This window comes from Amycolatopsis sp. NPDC114484, assembly GCF_055633755.1.
The window spans coordinates 376203-393678 of the sequence record NZ_JBVKDQ010000005.1 but is presented as its reverse complement, the minus strand read 5'-3'; the positions used below and the strand labels follow the sequence as shown (position 1 = coordinate 393678).

The 17476-nt window shown below is 69.1% G+C and carries 16 protein-coding genes; 12 read left to right on the top strand and 4 right to left on the bottom strand.

All coding sequences use genetic code 11. The features are described 5' to 3' along the window. The first annotated feature begins 36 nt into the window (after positions 1 to 36). From ACZ7SW_RS16545 to ACZ7SW_RS16535, 3 genes are read left to right on the top strand one after another with little or no spacing between them, the layout of a single operon-like run. Positions 37 to 1215 carry an acyl-CoA dehydrogenase family protein gene (locus tag ACZ7SW_RS16545; protein ID WP_470231248.1) on the top strand — a complete coding sequence of 393 codons (1179 nt, stop codon included), beginning with the start codon at positions 37 to 39 and terminating at the stop codon, positions 1213 to 1215. Next, complete coding sequence (locus ACZ7SW_RS16540; protein ID WP_470231247.1) at positions 1212 to 2012, top strand: SDR family oxidoreductase; 801 nt, start codon at positions 1212 to 1214, stop codon at positions 2010 to 2012. Before ACZ7SW_RS16545 ends, ACZ7SW_RS16540 begins: the two co-directional genes overlap by 4 nt. Before the next feature lie 13 nt (positions 2013 to 2025). Then, on the top strand, positions 2026 to 3177 hold the full coding sequence (locus tag ACZ7SW_RS16535) for an acetyl-CoA C-acetyltransferase (RefSeq protein WP_470231246.1): 1152 nt from the start codon (positions 2026 to 2028) through the stop codon (positions 3175 to 3177). Positions 3178 to 3565: 388 nt separating this feature from the next. Here the strand turns inward: ACZ7SW_RS16535 and ACZ7SW_RS16530 are convergent, their stop codons facing one another. After that, a complete protein-coding gene (locus ACZ7SW_RS16530) occupies positions 3566 to 4624 on the bottom strand; it encodes an NAD(P)H-dependent flavin oxidoreductase (protein ID WP_470231245.1) in 1059 nt (352 codons plus the stop codon). A 16-nt stretch (positions 4625 to 4640) separates the two neighbouring features. Continuing rightward, positions 4641 to 5399, bottom strand: coding sequence for an enoyl-CoA hydratase family protein (locus tag ACZ7SW_RS16525; protein WP_470231244.1), 759 nt, complete (start codon positions 5397 to 5399; stop codon positions 4641 to 4643). A gap of 92 nt (positions 5400 to 5491) precedes the next feature. On the opposite strand from ACZ7SW_RS16525, the gene ACZ7SW_RS16520 reads away from it, so the two are divergent. Genes ACZ7SW_RS16520 through ACZ7SW_RS16510 form a run of 3 tightly spaced genes read left to right on the top strand, consistent with a single transcriptional unit; the run spans position 5492 to position 8095 of the window. After that, complete coding sequence (locus ACZ7SW_RS16520; protein ID WP_470231243.1) at positions 5492 to 6400, top strand: SDR family oxidoreductase; 909 nt, start codon at positions 5492 to 5494, stop codon at positions 6398 to 6400. Next, positions 6397 to 7182 (top strand): MaoC/PaaZ C-terminal domain-containing protein, encoded by a 786-nt coding sequence (locus ACZ7SW_RS16515; RefSeq protein ID WP_470231242.1) that lies wholly within the window; start codon positions 6397 to 6399, stop codon positions 7180 to 7182. The genes ACZ7SW_RS16520 and ACZ7SW_RS16515 overlap by 4 nt, the downstream gene beginning before the upstream one ends. Positions 7183 to 7192: 10 nt before the next feature. Further along, the gene (locus ACZ7SW_RS16510) at positions 7193 to 8095 is read left to right on the top strand and encodes an NAD-dependent epimerase/dehydratase family protein (RefSeq protein ID WP_470231241.1); all 903 of its coding nucleotides are present in this window, start codon (positions 7193 to 7195) and stop codon (positions 8093 to 8095) included. A 32-nt stretch (positions 8096 to 8127) separates the two neighbouring features. On the opposite strand, the gene ACZ7SW_RS16505 is transcribed toward ACZ7SW_RS16510, so the two are convergent. Further along, a complete protein-coding gene (locus tag ACZ7SW_RS16505) occupies positions 8128 to 9045 on the bottom strand; it encodes a 3-oxoacyl-ACP reductase (protein ID WP_470231240.1) in 918 nt (305 codons plus the stop codon). Between the two features lie 288 nt (positions 9046 to 9333). Between ACZ7SW_RS16505 and ACZ7SW_RS16500 the strand changes: the two genes are divergently transcribed. After that, the gene (locus ACZ7SW_RS16500; RefSeq protein ID WP_470231239.1) at positions 9334 to 10470 is read left to right on the top strand and encodes a steroid 3-ketoacyl-CoA thiolase; all 1137 of its coding nucleotides are present in this window, start codon (positions 9334 to 9336) and stop codon (positions 10468 to 10470) included. Positions 10471 to 10569: 99 nt separating this feature from the next. Here the strand turns inward: ACZ7SW_RS16500 and ACZ7SW_RS16495 are convergent, their stop codons facing one another. Continuing rightward, on the bottom strand, positions 10570 to 11022 hold the full coding sequence (locus ACZ7SW_RS16495) for a hypothetical protein (RefSeq protein WP_470231238.1): 453 nt from the start codon (positions 11020 to 11022) through the stop codon (positions 10570 to 10572). A gap of 30 nt (positions 11023 to 11052) precedes the next feature. Here ACZ7SW_RS16495 and ACZ7SW_RS16490 point away from each other — a divergent pair, with 30 nt between their 5' ends. Genes ACZ7SW_RS16490 through ACZ7SW_RS16470 form a run of 5 tightly spaced genes read left to right on the top strand, consistent with a single transcriptional unit; the run spans position 11053 to position 17475 of the window. Next, on the top strand, positions 11053 to 13152 hold the full coding sequence (locus ACZ7SW_RS16490) for an acyl-CoA dehydrogenase family protein (protein WP_470231237.1): 2100 nt from the start codon (positions 11053 to 11055) through the stop codon (positions 13150 to 13152). Between the two features lie 24 nt (positions 13153 to 13176). Next, positions 13177 to 14376 (top strand): acyl-CoA dehydrogenase family protein, encoded by a 1200-nt coding sequence (locus tag ACZ7SW_RS16485; protein ID WP_470231236.1) that lies wholly within the window; start codon positions 13177 to 13179, stop codon positions 14374 to 14376. Between the two features lies 1 nt (position 14377). After that, entirely contained in the window at positions 14378 to 15481 is a 1104-nt protein-coding gene (locus ACZ7SW_RS16480; protein WP_470231235.1) for an acyl-CoA dehydrogenase family protein, read from the top strand. Positions 15482 to 15490: 9 nt separating this feature from the next. Continuing rightward, on the top strand, positions 15491 to 16354 hold the full coding sequence (locus ACZ7SW_RS16475; protein ID WP_470231234.1) for a MaoC/PaaZ C-terminal domain-containing protein: 864 nt from the start codon (positions 15491 to 15493) through the stop codon (positions 16352 to 16354). After that, positions 16354 to 17475, top strand: coding sequence for a steroid 3-ketoacyl-CoA thiolase (locus tag ACZ7SW_RS16470; RefSeq protein WP_470231233.1), 1122 nt, complete (start codon positions 16354 to 16356; stop codon positions 17473 to 17475). Before ACZ7SW_RS16475 ends, ACZ7SW_RS16470 begins: the two co-directional genes overlap by 1 nt. Position 17476 lies beyond the last annotated feature (1 nt).

The window sequence follows — 17476 nt, the reverse complement described above, 5'->3', positions numbered from 1 at the left end:
CGTGGCGGGACCGGCACCGGCGGACCAGGAGGACGGGTGGATCTTCGCTACACCCCCGAGGACGAGCAGTTCCGCGCCGACGTGCGCGAGTGGCTCGGCGACCACCTCGCCGGCGAGTTCGCCGCGCTGAAGGGCCTCGGCGGGTCCGGGCGCGAGCACGAGGCGCCGGAGGAGCGGCAGGCGTGGAACCAGCACCTGGCGGCGCACGGCTGGACGTGCCTCGGCTGGCCGGTCGAGTACGGCGGGCGCGGGCTGAGCCTGCTGCGGCAGGTGATCTTCCACGAGGAGTACGCGCGCTCCGATGCGCCTGCTCGGGTCAATCACCTTGGCGAAGAGCTGCTCGGGCCGACGTTGATCGCGCACGGCACGGATGAGCAGCGGCGGCGGTTCCTGCCGGGGATCGTCGGGGTCGCCGAGCTGTGGTGCCAGGGCTATTCCGAGCCTGGCGCGGGCTCGGACCTTGCCGGGGTGCGCACGCGCGCGCGGCTGGACGGCGGCGAGTGGGTGATCGACGGGCAGAAGATCTGGACGTCGCTGGCTCAGCACGCGCAGTGGTGTTTCGCGGTGGTGCGGACCGAGGCGGGTTCCCGGCGGCACGCCGGGTTGTCGTATCTGCTGGTGCCGATGGACCAGCCCGGGGTCGAGGTGCGGCCGATCCGGCAGTTGACCGGGACCAGCGAGTTCAACGAGGTCTTCTTCGACGGGGCCCGGACTGAGGATTCGCTGGTCGTCGGCGCGCCGGGGGACGGGTGGCGGGTCGCGATGGCGACGCTCGGGTTCGAGCGCGGGGTGTCGACTATCGGGCAGCAAGTCGGGTTCGCCCGGGAGCTGGCCGGGATTGTGGCTACTGCCAAGGCGAATGGGCGCTATGACGATCCGGTGGTGCGGGATCGGCTGGCGCAGGCATCGGTGGGCCTCGAAGTGCTGCGGGTGCATGCGTTGCGGACGCTCAGCGCGTACGAGGCCGGGTCGCAGGGGCCGGAGGCTTCGGTGTCGAAGCTGTTGTGGGCTCGGTGGCATCGGGAGCTGGGGGAACTGGCGATGGACGTCCGCGGGGGTTCTGCCTTGACTGCGGCCGGTTCTTACGATCTGGACGCTCAGCAGACGCTTTTCTTGTTCAGCCGGGCCGACACGATTTACGGCGGGTCGGACGAAATTCAGCGAAACATCATCGCCGAGCGGGTGCTTGGCTTGCCTAAGGAGCCGCGACCGTGAGTGTTAAACCGGAACAGCCTGCGCCGGATTATGTGCCGGGGCACGGGTTGCTTGCCGAGCGCGTGGTTGTGGTGACTGCGGCGGCAGGGGCGGGGATCGGGGCGGCTGTTGCCCGGCGGTGCCTGGAGGAAGGTGCTCGGGCGGTCGTTATCGGGGATACGCATGAGCGACGGCTCGCTGAGGCGGCTTCCAAGCTGGGGGCGGAGTTCGGGGCGGAGCGGGTCGCGTCGGTGGTTTGTGATGTGACCAAAGAGGAACAGGTCGCTTCTTTGCTGGACGCCGCGGAGCCGTTCGGCGGGGTTGAGATCATGGTCAACAACGCGGGTCTTGGCGGTACGGCTTCGATTACCGAGATGACCGACGAGCAATGGTCGTTGGTGCTCGACGTGACGCTTACCGGGACTTTTCGGTGTATTCGTGCGGCTTCTCGGCGGATGATCGCTCGCGGTACCCGCGGGGTGATCGTCAACAACGCTTCGGTGATCGGCTGGCGGGCGCAGGAGGGACAGGCGCATTACGCGGCGGCTAAGGCGGGTGTGATGGCGTTGACCCGGTCTGCGGCGATGGATTTGGCTCCTTCCGGGATCCGGGTCAACGCGGTTTCGCCCAGTCTCGCGATGCATCCGTTCTTGGAGAAGGTCACGACCGCCGAGTTGCTGACTGAACTGAAGGGGCGCGAGGCGTTCGGCCGGGCTGCGGAGCCGTGGGAAGTCGCCAATGTGATGGTGTTTCTCGCTAGTGCGTATTCGTCTTATCTCACCGGTGAAGTCGTCTCGGTGAGCAGTCAGCATCCCTGATTCTGGAGGATTCGTGCCTGAGGCATATGTGGTCGACGCCGTTCGCACTCCGGTGGGGCGTCGTGGCGGGTCGCTCGCCGGAGTGCATTCCGCTGATCTGGGAGCGCACGCGATCACCGCGCTCGTCCGGCGGACCGGCATCGATCCCGGTGCGGTCGACGACGTCGTGTTCGGGTGTTGCGACACGATCGGGTCGCAGGCCGGGGACGTCGCTCGGACTGCGTGGCTGGTGGCCGGGTTTCCGGAGCACGTGCCGGGGGTGACCATCGACCGGCAGTGCGGGTCTAGCCAGCAGGCCGTGCATTTCGCGGCGCAGGGGGTGATGTCCGGGACCGCGGATCTCATTGTTGCCGGGGGAGTGCAGAATATGTCTGCGATTCCGATTTCTTCGGCGATGGTGGTGGGGCAGCAGTTCGGGTTCAGCACGCCGTTCGCGGAATCGCCTGGGTGGCAGGCCCGGTATGGCGATCAGGAAGTTTCGCAGTTCCGCTCGGCGCGGATGATCGCCGAGAAGTGGGGGCTTTCCCGGGCTGCTCTTGAGGAATTCGCCTTGGAGAGCCATCGCCGTGCCTCGGCCGCTATCGATTCCGGTCGGTTCGAACGGGAGATCGTGCCGGTGGGGTCGTTTTCTGTGGACGAAGGGCCGCGCCGGGATACGACATCGGAGAAGATGGCCGGGCTCAAGCCGTTGGAGGAGGGGAGTCCGATCACGGCCGCGGTGGCGTCGCAGATCAGTGACGGTGCTGGGGCTTTGCTGATCGCGTCCGAACGGGCGGTGGCGGAGCATGGGTTGACGCCTCGGGCTCGGGTGCATCACCTCAGCGTGTATGGCGCGGATCCGGTGTGGATGTTGACCGCGCCTATCCCGGCTACTCAGCGGGCGTTGGAGAAGACCGGGATGTCTGTGGCGGACATCGATCTGTTCGAGTGCAATGAGGCGTTCGCGCCGGTGGTTTTGGCGTGGATGCGGGAGATCGGTGTGCCGCATGAGAAGGTGAATGTGAATGGGGGCGGGATTGCGTTGGGGCATCCTATTGGGGCTACTGGGGCTCGGTTGATGACTACTTTGCTGCATGAGCTGGAGCGGAGTGGGGGGCGGTTTGGGCTGCAGGTGATGTGTGAGGGTGGGGGGCAGGCTAATGTGACTGTTTTGGAGCGTTTGTAGGAGGGAGGGGGCTCGTCGCCTGGGGGCGACATTGCGCCTCGTTTGTGAGAGGGCACCCCGAAGCTGATTGTGATGACAGTCTGCGGGGGCTTGTCAAGGCGGGAAAGATGCCTTGACAAGCCCCCGCAGACTGCATTTTTGGCTTCGTATCGGGGTGCGGGGGTGGTGTGGGTGCTTGGTTGAGTTGGGTGCGTTGGTGCATCGGTTGACCGGCTGTTGGCTAGCAGTGCGAACCGTCACGCTCTTCTTCGGGACTACGTGCAGGAAGGACGACTGGTCGGGATGGTGCCGCGTCGTGGCCGATTACTTTGCCGCCGTCCCGGTTGCGGTGGGGTGGGTGTGGTCTGTGAGGGGAACCCTGAGGGAATCAGAGTCCTCGGATCCTCACTCAGTCCAGCAGGGCGGAGGTGGACTTCAGTCGTTCTTGTGCGCTGTCCACGATTCGGGTCACCAGTTCCGCGCAGCTCGGCAGGTCTTCGATTACGCCGACTACCTGCCCGGCGGCCAGCATCCCGGCTCGGGTATCGCCTTCTACCAGGCCTGCTTTGAGCAGCATGGGGGTGTTCGCGGCCAGTATCGTTTGCGTCCACGAGCGGTCGCTGCCGCGCTTCATGCGCAGGCCGTCGGCGACCAGGGACGGCCAGGATTGGCCGCTCAATCGCTTGAAATCCGTTGTCCGGCGCAGGGTTCGGGTCATTCGCCGCGCGAAGCCTTCCTTCGTGAGGCCCTCGATGAACGGCGTGCGCAGCAAGCGGTGTGGCATGCCGTCGGCTTTGGTGGTGACGACGGTGCCGTCCAGGCCGAAGCCTAGGTAGGTGCGCTTGATTTCGTCCGGGACCGCGCTGTCGCTGGTGAGCAGGAAGCGCGTGCCCATGCCGATTCCGGCCGCGCCGTAGGACAGGGCGGCGGCTAGGCCGCGGCCGTCGAAGAAGCCTCCGGCGGCGACCACTGGGATATCAACTGCGTCCAGTACGGATGGCAGCAGCAGGGTGGTGGCGGTGGGACCGGTGTGGCCGCCGCCTTCGCCGCCTTGCATCATCACCAGGTCCGCGCCCCAGGAGGCGACCTTTTCGGCGTGGCGTGCGGCGCCGACTGTGGGCATCACGACCAGGCCGTGGTCCTTCAAGCGGGCGATCAGGTCTTTTTTGGGGGCCAGGGCGAAGGATGCCACCTTGACGCCGTGCTGTATCAGCAGTTCGGCGCGTTCGGTGGCGTCGCCCGCGTCGGCGCGCAGGTTTACGCCGAAGGGTTTGTCCGTGCGCTGTTTGACTTCCTTGATGGCGTGGTCGAGCTCGTCGTAGGTCATCGTCGCGGAGGCGAGGATGCCCAGGGCGCCGGCGTTGGCGGTCGCGGACACCAGGCGCGGGCCGGCGACCCAGCCCATGCCGGTCTGCACGATCGGGTGGGTTACGCCGGTCAGCTCGGTGAGCGGGGTGCGGAGAGGCACGGGTCTCCTCGAGAGGTCAGTCGTTCGCCGGGCGGCCGGTGGCGACGAAGGCGTCGCGGTGTTCGTCGGCGGCTCCGACGAGGTTGAGTTCGAAGGTGTAGCCCTGTTCGTAACGGTAGCTGCGGTTGACGTCGATCGGGTCGATGCCGTTCAGCGCGGCTTTGGCGGCCCGGATGACGCGCGGGTCCTTCGCGGCCACCTCGGCGGCCAGGGCGAGCGCGGCGTCGTGCAGATCGGCGGCCGGCACGGTTTCCAGTACCGAGCCGTGCTGTACCAGGTCGTTCGCCGCGATGGTGCGGCTGGTGAAGTACAGCGTGCGCATCAGGTGCTGGGGGACCAGCCTGGCGAGGTGGGTCGCCGCGCCGAGGGCGCCGCGGTCCACCTCGGGGACGCCGAAGTACGCGTCGTCGGCGGCGATGATCGTGTCGCAGTTGCCGACCAGCCCGACGCCGCCGCCGAGGCAGAAGCCGTTCACCGCGGCGATCACCGGCACGGCGCATTCGTAGATCGCCTTGAATGCCAGGTAACAGCCGCGGTTCGCGCCGACGAGGGCGTCGAAACCGGTGGTGCGCTGCATTTCCTTGATGTCGACGCCGGCGTTGAAGCCGCGGCCCTCGGCTCGGAGCAGGACGACGTGCACCGCCGGGTCCTCGCCCGCCTCCCGCACGGTTTCGGCGAGGCGGAACCATCCGGCGACCGGCAGGGCGTTCACCGGCGGGTAGTCCATGGTGACCACGAAGGTGCCGTTGTCGTGGAGCTGCGTGGAAATCGTCACGTGCGTTCCTAACCTAGCGATTGCTTGGTAGCCTAACACTTGCTTGGTTTACGGGGAACCGCCTCGCTGGCCGGAAGACGAACGGAGATGATGTGAGCGGGATCTTGGAGGGCCGGGTCGCGATCGTGACCGGGGCCGGCCGCGGACTCGGCCGCGAGCACGCACTGGAACTCGCCCGCCAGGGTGCGCGCGTCGTGGTGAACGACCTCGGCACGTCGGGGGCGGGAGAGGGGGCGTCCGACGGTCCGGCCGGCGAAGTGGTCGAGGCGATTCGCGCGCTGGGCGGCGAAGCGGTGGCCAACGGCGCCGACGTCGCGGACTTCGCGGCGACGGAAGCGTTGGTGCGGCAGGCGGTCGAGGAGTTCGGCGGGCTGGACATCGTCGTGAACAACGCCGGCTTCGTGCGCGACCGGATGATCGTGACCACCAGCGAACAGGAGTGGGACGCGGTCGTCGCGGTGCACCTCAAGGGGCATTTCGCGCTGATGCACCACGCCGCCGGTTACTGGCGCGCGGAGGCGAAAGCCGGGCGTACGCGGGCGGCGCGGATCATCAACACCACCTCCGGCGCGGGTCTGCAGGGCAGCGTCGGCCAGGGCAGCTACAGCGCCGCCAAGGCCGGGATCGCCGCGTTGACGCTGGTCGGAGCCGCGGAACTCGGCCGGTACGGCATCACGGTGAACGCGCTGGCCCCGGCCGCGCGCACCCGGATGACCGAAGGCCCGTTCGCGGCGCAGATGGCCGCGCCGGACGACGGGTTCGACGCGATGCACCCGGGCAACGTGTCGCCGATCGTCGCGTGGCTCGCCAGCGAGGACGCCGCGGACGTCACCGGCCGCGTGATCGAGGTCGAGGGCGGCCGGATCTGCGTGGAGAACGGCTGGAGCCACGGCCCGTCCCGTGAACTGGACCGCCGCTGGACCGCCGCCGAAGCCGGCCCGGCCGTGCGCGAGCTGCTGAAGGAAGCGCCCGCGCCCGAACCGGTTTACGGTGCGCAGTGAGCGGCCCCGCGGACTGGAAGGGCCGGGTCCTCGGCGAGCGCACCGTCGCCTACACCGACCGCGACCCGATCCTCTACGCGCTCGCCATCGGCGCCCGGCCGGACGAACTCGACTTGGTGTTCGAGGACCGGCTTCGGGTGCTGCCGCCGTTCGCGCTGACGCTCGCCCAGTGGGCTCCGGACGTCCTCGGCTCGGCCGGGGCGTTCGAGGTCGGCAACGCGGTGCACGGTTCGCAACGGCTGCAAGTGTTGAAGCCATTGCCGCCTGCGGGCGAGATTTCCATGCAGGCCAGCGTTCCGGAGGTGTGGGACAAAGGCGGCGCGGCGGTTTATGACGTGGCCGTCGAATCGGACTACTTCGTCGCGACCTGGTCCTTGTTCTGCCCCGGCATCGGCGGTTTCGGCGGTGAACGCGGCCCCGGCCGTCCGCCCGCTTTGGACAGTCCGGATTGGACCGTGCCACTGTCCACTGCGGACAACCAAGCCGTGCTCTACCGGCTGCTGGGGGACCGGCACCATATCCACGTCGACCCCGCGGCAGCGGCCGGAATCGGCCAGCCGCGCCCGATTCTGCACGGCTTGGCCACCCTCGGCGCGGGCGCTTTGGTCGCGGCCCGCCAGGTCGGCGCACATCCGGCGGATCTGACGTCCCTGGAGGGCCGCTTCGCCGCGCCGGTGTTCCCGGGCGAGGAATTGCAGGTCGAAGGCTGGTCCGACGGCGGCCTGCGGATCACGTCGGAACGCGGTCCCGTGGTCGACGGCGGACGTGCCCACTTCGGATAGAGGAACGCGCATGAAGGTCTTGGTCATCGGCGGCACCGGCATGATCGGCGCGAACACCGCCGCGCACTTGAGCGGCGCCGGCCACGCCGTGACGGTCGCCGGACGGCACGAACCCGACGCCGATTCCCTGGTCGCGGGCCTGCCGGTGCTGCTCGGCGACTACGCCCACGACGGTTTCGACGAGGCCGCGCTGGCTCCGTTCGACGCGATCGTTTTCGCGGCCGGACAAGACATCCGGCACGTCTCCGGCTGGGGCGACGAGGAATTCTGGCGGACGTACCAAATCGACGGCGTGACCGCGATCGCGTCGCGGGCGAAACGGGCGGGCGTCGGCCGTTTCGTCCAGATCGGCAGCTATTACCATCAGGCCCGGCCGGATCTCGCGGAAGCGAACCCGTACGTCGATGCCCGCCGCCTGGCCGACGAAGACGCGCGCGCTCTGACCGGGGACGGGTTCGCCGTGTGCACGCTGAACCCGCCGTCGATTGTCGGAATGGCCCCCGGCCGGTCGACGCGGCAGTTCGCGAAAATGCTGGCTTGGGCTGACGGTGAGTTAGCCGGGAAGGTGCCGGACTTCGCGCCGCTCGGCGGTACGAACTACCTGTCCGTGCGGAGTCTGGCCGAGGCCGTCGAAGGCGCTTTGCTGCGCGGGGAATCCGGCGCGGCGTACCTGGTGGGCGACGAAAACCTCAGCTTCCGAGAGTACTTCCAGCTGATCTTCGATGTCTCCGGCTCCGGCCGGACTCTCGAAGAACGCGACGAGGAACACCCGTTCCTGCCCGACCGGGTCCTGATCCCCGGCCGCGGCGCGACGATCTCGTACGAACCGGACGCCCGCGAGACGGAGCTGCTCGGCTACCGCCGCCGGGACGTGCGGCCGATGCTGGAGGAGATGGCCGCGGCGGTGCGGTGAGTCGTGAGCGCGGTTCTGACCGGGACTGCCGCTCACGACGTCTCGGTGTCGGCCAGACCGACGATGTCGCTGGCCGCAAACGTTTTCCGCGGGTCGCGGCCGGCGAAGTACGGCGTGATCGTCCGCTCTAGCTCAGCCGGGTCGAACGCGCCCTGTCCGGACACGAACCGGTGCTCGACGGTCGGCGGGGCGAGCAGCGCGACCATGTCTCCGTACACGACGAACACCTGCCCGTTCACCGCCTCCGCCGCCGGGGAGCCGAGGTACGCGACAAACGCCGCGACCCGCTCCGGTGCGAGGATGTCCAACCCGCCCGCGCTGCGTCCGGCCGCGAAGATCCCGTCCGTCATCGCCGTCCGGGCGCGCGGGCAGATCGCGTTCGCGCGGACGCCGTAGCGGCTCAGTCCTCGCGCGCAGGACAACGTCAGCGCGGCGATCCCCGCCTTCGCCGCCGCGTAGTTCGGCTGCCCGGCGCCGCCGAGGAGAAACGCCTCCGAGGACGTGTTGATCAGGCGGCCATAGGTGGGTTTGCCGGTGCTTTTGCTGATCTGCCGCCAGTGTCGCGCCGCCGCGCGGGACAGTGCCGCGTGGCCCTTGAGGTGGACCCGGATGACGTCGTCCCAGGATTTCTCGTCGAGGTTGAAGAGCATCGCGTCGCGGGTGATGCCGGCGTTGTTGACGACGATGTCGAGCGAGCCGAAGTGCTCGGTCGCCGCGGTGACGAGGTCTTCGGCGTACTGCCAGTCGCCGATGTCGCCCGGAACGGCCAGCGCCCGGCCGCCCCGCGCTTCGATCTCGGCGACCACCTTGTCCCCGGCGTCGCTCACATCGTTGACCACGACGTTCGCCCCCTCCGCGGCGAGCGCGAGCGCTTCGGCCCGGCCGAGTCCGGCGCCGGCCCCGGTGACGATGGGGGTGCGGCCGGCCAGGGCGGTGCTGGGGTGGGACACGGGGCCTCCAATGCCGGGACGGGATGCCGTCATGGTGCCGATGGCGGGCCGGTGCCGTTGCGGCCGCTCCCGGTGAGTGGCATCGGCGGTTCTTGGCGGGGAGAAGTGCTGCACGCTGGCTTGCGGTCGGAACGCCGGGTTGATGCCGTACGCACGCTGGGCCGGGCCACTCCCGCTCACCAGTACGCGCGCTTGTCCCGCCCGCCGGGACGAAGCTAACCTCCAACCAAACGCTTGCTCGATTACCAGGGGCCGGTCCGGCCTTCCCCGCGAGAAGGAGATCCGGGCTTGAAAGACACGACGCCAGTCCTCGTCGACGCGGTCCGCACGCCGTTCGGCAAACGCGACGGATGGGTTTCCGCCCTGCACGCCGTCGAGTTGCTCAGCCGCGTCCAGCGGGGTGTCCTCGACCGCACCGGTGTCGATCCGCACACGGTCGAGCAGGTGATCGGCGGTTGCGTCACGCCGCTGGGCGAGCAGCACGGACATGTCGTCCGCACCGCCTGGCTCTACGGGGGCCTCCCGACCGCGACCGGCGCGACCACCATCGACGCTCAGTGCAGCACGTCGATGCAGGCGTCTTTCCTGCTCACCGGGCAGATCGCGAACGGGACGGTCGACGCGGGTGTCGCGTGCGGCGTCGAGCTGATGTCCCGTGTGCCGCTCACACCGAAGCAGGGGACCGGCACTGGTACACCGAGGCCAGCCGACTGGTATCTCAACACCCCCGATCAGTACACCGCAGCGGATCGCATCGCCCGCAAGCGCGGGCTGACCCGGGCGGACCTCGACGCGTTCGGCCTCCGTTCTCAGCACAACGCGCGAAAGGCTTGGGACGCTGGGCTTTTCGACCGTCAAGTCCTCCCGCTGACCCTGCCGGACGGCCACCAGATCACCCGAGACCAGGGACTCCGCGAGACCTCAGCGGAAGCGCTCGCCGGACTCCGCACCACCGTGCCGGACGGTCTGCACACCGCGGGCACCTCGTCGCAGGTCTCCGATGGCGCGAGTGCCGCGCTGTTCCTGTCCCGAAGCCGCGCCGACGAACTGGGCCTCCGCCCGCGAGCGCGGCTGCTAGCCCAGTGCGTCATCGGCGGCGACCTGGAGTACCTCCTCGACGGACCGGTCGCAGCGGCGCGGAAACTCCTCGACCGCACCGGTCTGACGGTCGGCGACATTGATCTTTTCGAAGTCAACGAGGCGTTCGCCGCCGTTCCACTGTCCTTCGCGCAGGTGCACGAGATCCCGGAGGACAAGCTCAACGTCCTAGGCGGCGCGATCGCGCTCGGCCACCCGGCGGGAGCGACCGGCCTCCGGCTTCTCGCGACGGCCGTCGAGGAACTCGAACGACGCGACGCCAGCCTCGCGATGATCGCGATCTGCGCCGCGGCCGCCACCAGTTGTGTGCTCGTCGAACGGATCTGAACCATGCCTATCGCCTTGTCCGAGGAACACCGCGACCTGGCCGCATCCGCTGCCGGGTGGGCTATGCGGCATGCGCCGATCGCCGAGACTCGCGCGGGGTTAGGGGGCCAGCCGGGTTCGGGGGAAGCCCCGGCCGAGGGGCAGCGTGATCTGGCCGGGTCCGCCATGCAGTGTGCGTCGGTCGTCGAGACTCGTGCTGGGTTGGGCGGCGAGCCGGGTTTGGGGGAAGCCTCGGCTGAGGGGCAGCGTGATCTGGTTGAAGCCGTCGTGCGGCGTGCGCGGGTCGTCGAGACTCGTGCTGGGTTGGGCGGCGAGCCGGGTTTGGGGGAAGCCTCGGCTGAGGGGCTGCGTGATCTGGTTGAAGCCGTCGTGCGGCGTGCGCGGGTCGTCGAGACTCGTGCTGGGTTGGGCGGCGAGCCGGGTTTGGGGGAAGCCCCGGCCGAGGGGCAGCGTGATCTGGCCGGGTCCGCCGTGCGGCATGCGCCGGACGGCGAGATTCGTGCCGCGTCGGGCGGCCAGTTGGGTTTCGGGGGAGCCCCGGGCGCGGGGCACGGAGACCTGGCTGAATCCGTAGACCGGCGCGTGCCGGACGTCGGGACTGGTGCCTTGTCGGGCAGTCAGCCGGGTTATGGGGAGGAGCACCGCGACCTGGCCGAATCTGCCCTCCGGTGCGCGCCGGACGGCCAACCAAGGCGGTCTGACCTCTGGAAGGCCCTCACCGAACAAGGCTGGCATTCCCTGCACCTGCCGGAATCCGTCGGCGGCCAAGGCGCTGGCCTGCTCGAACTCGCCGTGGTGGCCGAGCAGTTCGGCCGTCACCTGGTGCCTGGTCCGTTCCTGCCGACTGTCACCGCCAGCGCCGTCCTCGCTGTCGCCGAACCGACGGAGGAGTTGCGTGCGTTCGCCGCCGGGGCGACCGGTGCTGTCGTACTTGACGGCCTCCGTGCTACCAGCACCGCCGACGGTTGGTATGTCAACGGCACCAGTTGTCCGTCGCTCGGGCTCGCGGACGCGGAGATCGCGGTGGTCCGCGCTCAGCAGGTCTGGTTCGTGCTACGGCCAGAGCCCAGCCAGCTGATCCCAGTCGAGGACGTTGATCTGACCAGATCCGCGGCGCGGCTGAAGCTGGAGAACTTCCTGGTATCTCAGGAGAACCTCATTGAGATCCGTCCGGAACGCGCGGAGCTGGCCCTCGCGGTCCCGGCGGCGGCGGAGGCGGCGGGGCTGTGTAGCTGGGCTCTGGACTGCGCTGTCGAGCACGTCCGCACCCGCGTCCAGTTCGGGCGTCCGATCGGCTCCTTCCAAGCGGTCCAGCATCAGGCGGCGGGCATCCTCCTGCAACGCGAGATCGCCACGGCCGCTGCCTGGGACGCGGCCCGGGCGGAGCGGCATTCCCTTGCGCAGCAGGCACTTGCCGCGGCGCAGGCTCGGCACGCCGCGCTCCCGGCCGCGGTGGACGCGTCCGTCGGCTGCGTCCGTCTTCTCGGCGCGATCGGCTTCACTTGGGAACACGACGCGCACCTTTACTGGCGGCGCGCCGTCGCGTTGTCCGGATCCCTCGGCCGATCAGCCGCCCGGACCCTCGGCGAACGCGCCCGGACCACGACCCGCGACCTGACGCTCGCCAGCCCCAGCGACTGTGCCGAATTGCGCCGCCAGGTCGCGCCCGTCCTTGATCAGATGGCCGCCGAGCCGTCGATCCGCGTGCTCGCCGACGCTGGTCTCGCCGCACCGCACTACCCGAAGCCGTACGGCCTGGACGCCGGACCGCTCGAACAGGCCGTCATCGCCGAGGAGTTCGAGCGGCGCGGGATTCCCCAGCCCACCACGGTGATCGGCGAATGGGTCCTGCCGACTCTGCTCGTGCACGGCTCGCCGGAGCAACGCGACCGGTTCGTTCTGCCGAGTCTGCGCGGTGAGGTCCGCTGGTGCCAGCTGTTCAGCGAACCGGGCGCCGGTTCGGACCTCGCCTCGCTTACCACCCGGGCGACCAAAGTGGACGGTGGCTGGCGGATCTCCGGACAGAAGGTCTGGACGTCGCTGGCCCACGAAGCGCATTGGGGCGTCTGCCTAGCCCGGACCGACCCGGACGCGCCACGGCACCGGGGTATCTCGTACTTCCTCGTCGACCTGGCCGCGGAAGGCGTCACCGTCCGGCCGATCAGGCAGGCCACCGGACGCGCGGAGTTCAACGAGGTTTTCCTGGACGACGTGTTCGTCCCGGACCGCGATCTCGTCGGCGAGCCGAACAGCGGCTGGCGGCTCGCGACGACCACGCTGGCCAACGAACGGCACAACATGGGCGCGACGCTCGCGCACGGTTCGTCGGACCGGATCCGCCAATTGCTTCGCGACAATCCGGATGATCTCGACGCACTGGCAGCACTCGGCCGGTGCGCGTCGCGGGAACTGACGCTCGCCACGCTCGGCCTCCGCGGTGTGCTGGCCCGGCTCGCCGGACTGGACCTGGGAGCCGAGGTCAGCGTGCAGAAGGTGTTCAGCGCGCTCGCCCAGCAGGAGGGTTCGCGCGAGGTGATCGCCCTGCTCGGCCCCGGTTCGGCGAGCGCGGAGGGCGGGCACGTCATCGACCATCTCGGCCTGCCCGCCGTGCTGTTCGGCGGCGGCACGGTCGAAATTCAGCTCAATCTCATCGCTCAACGGGTCTTGGGATTGCCCCGCTGACCCCGACTACTAGGAGAGAAACGCATGCATCCGGAGCTGTCGGAGCGCTCGCGAAGGCTCCGCGCGCAGTTGCGCGAGTATTTCGCCCGCATCATCGACGAGGACGACCGCCGCGCGCTGGCCGAGCAGACTGAGGGCGGCCCGGTGTTCGACCGGATCCTGCGCCGGATGGGCGCGGACGGCTGGCTCGGCCTCGGCTGGCCGGAGGAATACGGCGGCCGCGGCGAGGACCCGGAAGCGCTCTTCGTGTTCTACGACGAGGTATTGCGCGCCGGTGCCCCGCTGTCGCTGGTCACGTTGAACACGGTCGCGCCGGCGTTGATGCGTCACGGCACCGAGGAACAGAAGAAGTTCTTCCTGCCGCCGATCCTGCGCGGCGAGCTGATGTTCGCCGTCGGCTACACCGAACCCGGCGCGGGCACCGACCTGGCGTCGCTGCAGACGCGGGCGAAGATCGACGGCGACTCGCTCGTCGTCAACGGCAGCAAGATCTTCACCAGCGCCGGCATCTTCGCCGACTGGATCTGGCTGGCCGTGCGGACCGATCCGGACGCGCCCCCGCATCGCGGCATCTCCGTCGTGCTCGTGCCGACCGATACCCCGGGTTTCTCCGCCACCGAAATCCATACGGTGGGCGGGATCAGCACCTCGGCGACGTACTATGAGGACGTCCGGATTCCACTGTCCAATGTGGTCGGCGAGCTGAACAACGGCTGGCGGCTCATCACCAGCCAGCTCAACCACGAACGCGTCGCCCTCGCCGCGCGCGGCGGTATCGCGAACCAGATGTACGACGCGGTGCTCAAGTGGGTGCGGGAGGAGCCGTTCGGGCCGGGAACGGTGTATGACCTGCCGTGGGTCCGGCACACGCTGGCCGAGGTGTATGCGCTGCTCAGTGCCACTGACCTGATCAACCTGCGGCTGGTCGCGGACGTCGCGGCGGGCACCCTCGGCGGCGGGGATTCCGCTGCTGCCAAGGTCTTCGGCACCGAGGCGGTGGTGACCGCGTACAGCCGGCTCCAGGAGGTGCTCGGCGCTCGTGGCCTGCTGCGGCCCGATTCGCCCGGTGCGGCGGTGAACGGGCGCGTAGAGACGCTCGCCCGGCGCGCGCAGAACAACACTTTCGGCGGCGGCACCAACGAAGTGCTGCGGGAGATCGTCGCCGCGAAAACCCTCGGCATGGCGCTGTCCGCACGCCGTCGTCCGGAAAAGGCCAGGAGCTGACATGGATTTCGACCTCAACGACGACCTGGCCGCGGTCCGCGAGCTGGCCGCCAAGATCTTCGCCGACCGCGCGACGGTCGACCGGGTGGTGGCCGTCGAGAAGCAGGGCGGCTTCGACGCCGACCTCTGGCGAGTGCTCGCCGAAGCGGACCTCCTCGGCATCTGTCTGTCCGAAAGAGACGGTGGAGCGGGTCTGGGGATGTCCGGCTTGGCGGTGCTGCTCGAAGAAGCAGGCCGACACGTCGCGCCGGTTCCCTTGTGGAATGTGATCGCGGGCGGTGTGCTGCCGGTCGCCCAGTTCGGCACCGAGGAGCAGCGGAACCGGATCCTGCCGCGTGTGCTGGACGGTTCGACGCTGCTGGTCGGCGCGTTCGACGACACGGTTTCGGTGACCGCGACCCGGCGCGGCGACGAACTCGAACTCACCGGTGAAGTGGTGTCGGTTCCTGCTGGCGGGCAGGCCGATCTGGTTTTGGTTCCGGTCAAGGAAGACGATCAAGTCCATTTAGTACTCGTGCCGACGGTCCACCTCAACGTGACCTCCGTCGAAGTCACCAGCCGCGAAAGTCATGCGTCAATCGTCTTCAACAGAACAAGGGCCGCCGCACAGGACATCCTGGCCTCCGGCAATGACGCTCTGCAGTGGACACTCCGCCGTCTCCGGGTCGCGCTGGCCGCCGTCAGCGTCGGAGTGTGCGCCCAGGCGTTGACGACCACCGCGAAGTACACCTCGGAGCGAGTCCAATTCGGACGTCCACTGTCGACAAATCAAGCTGTCGCTGTGCGGGCAGCTGACGCCTACCTCGATACCGAGGCGATCCGCGTCTGCACCCAGCGCGCCGCCTGGCTGCTGGACGAGGGCCGCGAGGACGAAGCGGAAATCGCCGCACTGGTGGCCAAATGGTGGGCGTCGCGCGGGGGACTGCGGGTCGTGCACGCGACCCAGCACCTGCACGGCGGCATCGGCGCGGACATCGACTATCCGATCCACCGCTACTTCCTCTGGGGCCGCCAAATCGCCTTCACCCTCGGCACCGCCGACGCACTCGCCGCCGAACTCGGGGACCGGCTCCCGTCCGCGCCCCCTATCGGTGCCCCGGCTTAGGAGACTCTCGTGCCCATCGACCTCGACAAGGCCCTCAACGCCCCGCCGCGCACCCAACAGCTCGCCTGGACCACCCGGGACGTGCTGTTGTACCACCTTTCCCTGGGCTCCGGCACCACGCTCCGGTACAGCTACGAACGAGACCTGGAGGTCCTGCCCACCTTCGCACTCGTTGCCGGGCAAGGAATTTCCGCTGGGGACAGCCCCGCGGAGGGTTTGACGCTGCCAGGCGTAGACGTCGATCTCACGAAACTGTTGCACGCCGGACAGGTCGTCACCCTCCACCGCGACCGATTGCCGACGTCCGGCTCGGCGGAACGAACCACCCGGATCGCGGAAATCCAGGACAAGGGCCGCGCCGCGGTCATCGTGCTAGCCCACGAGGTCGCCGACGCTGACGGTCCACTATGGACCTCGAAGATGTCCATCTGGGCCCGTGGCGAGGGCGGCTTCGGAGGAGATCCGGGCACCGCGCCTGGACCGAAGAAGCCGGAAGGCGACCCCGCACATGTCCTGGACGTCGCCACGACCGCCGACCAAGCCCTGCTGTACCGGTTGAACGGCGACCGCAACCCGCTCCACGCCGACCCGGAATTCGCCGCCGCAGCAGGCTTCGCCGCACCGATTCTGCACGGGCTCGCGTCCTACGGCCTGGTCGCCAAAGCCGTCGCCGACCACTTCCTCGACGGTCACCCCTCCCGGCTCCGCGAGCTGGGAGCACGCTTCGCAGGCCCGGTAACCCCCGGCGAAACCTTGAGGATTTCGTTGTGGCAGCAGGAAAATGCCCTGGCCCTCAACGTGACCTGCCCCGAACGCGACGACGCGGCCGTCCTCACCGACGCCTGGGCCCGCACGACTTCAGGAGGTGCGTGATGGGCACTCCGGTCATCGTGGACGCGATCCGGACCCCGTTCGGAAAGCGGCGCGGCGCGCTGTCCGGCATCCACGCGGTCGAACTGCTCGGCCACGTGCAGCGCGGAATCATCGAACGCACCGGCATCGACCCCGCGCTGGTCACCGACGTCATCGCCGGATGCGTCACGCAGGCCGGGGAACAGTCGAACAACGTCGGCCGCTTCGCCTGGCTGCACGCCGGGCTCCCGGACGAGACCGCGACCACCACCATCGACGCGCAATGCGGGTCCGCGCAACAGTCCGTGCACCTGATCGCCGCGCAGATCGCGGCCGGGCTGGTGGACGCGGGGATGGCGTGCGGGGTCGAGTCGATGAGCCGGGTGCCGCTGCTGAGCAACCTCGGCGACGCGGGCCGTCCGCGTCCGGAGTCCTGGAAGGTCGACCTGCCCGCCCAATACGAGGCAGCCGACCGGATCGCGGCCCGTCGCGGGCTCAGCCGCGCGGATTTGGACGCGTTCGGCCTCCGCTCGCAGCAACGCGCCCGCCGCGCCTGGGACGAGGGCCGATTCGGCCGTTCGATCCTGCCGGTCCCGCTCGAGAACGGCCGATTCGACCGGGACCAAGGCCTGCGCGACACCAGCACCGAGGCCCTCGCCGGACTCGCTCCGATCGAGGCGGACGGCCTGCACACCGCGGGCACCGCGTCGCAGATCTCCGACGGCGCGTCGGCCGCCTTGCTGGTCGCCGCCGACCAGACCTTCGGACTGCGCCCGCGCGCGAGGCTGGTCGCGCAGACCATCGTCGGCGCCGAGCCGAAGTACCTGCTGGACGGGCCGATCCGCGCCGCCGAACGGGTCCTGGGCCGGGCCGGGATGACCGTCGCGGACATCGATCTGTTCGAGGTCAACGAGGCGTTCGCGTCGGTTCCGCTGTCATTCGCCCGCACGCTCGGAGTCGACGAGGACCGGCTGAACGTCAACGGCGGCGCCATCGCGATCGGCCATCCGGTCGGCGCGACCGGAATCCGGCTGCTGGCGGAGATCGTCGACGAGCTGGAGCGCCGTGACCAGACGCTGGGCTTGGTGGCGATCTGCGCCGGCGGCGCCCAGGCGACCGCCGCGATCGTGGAACGGCTCTGAG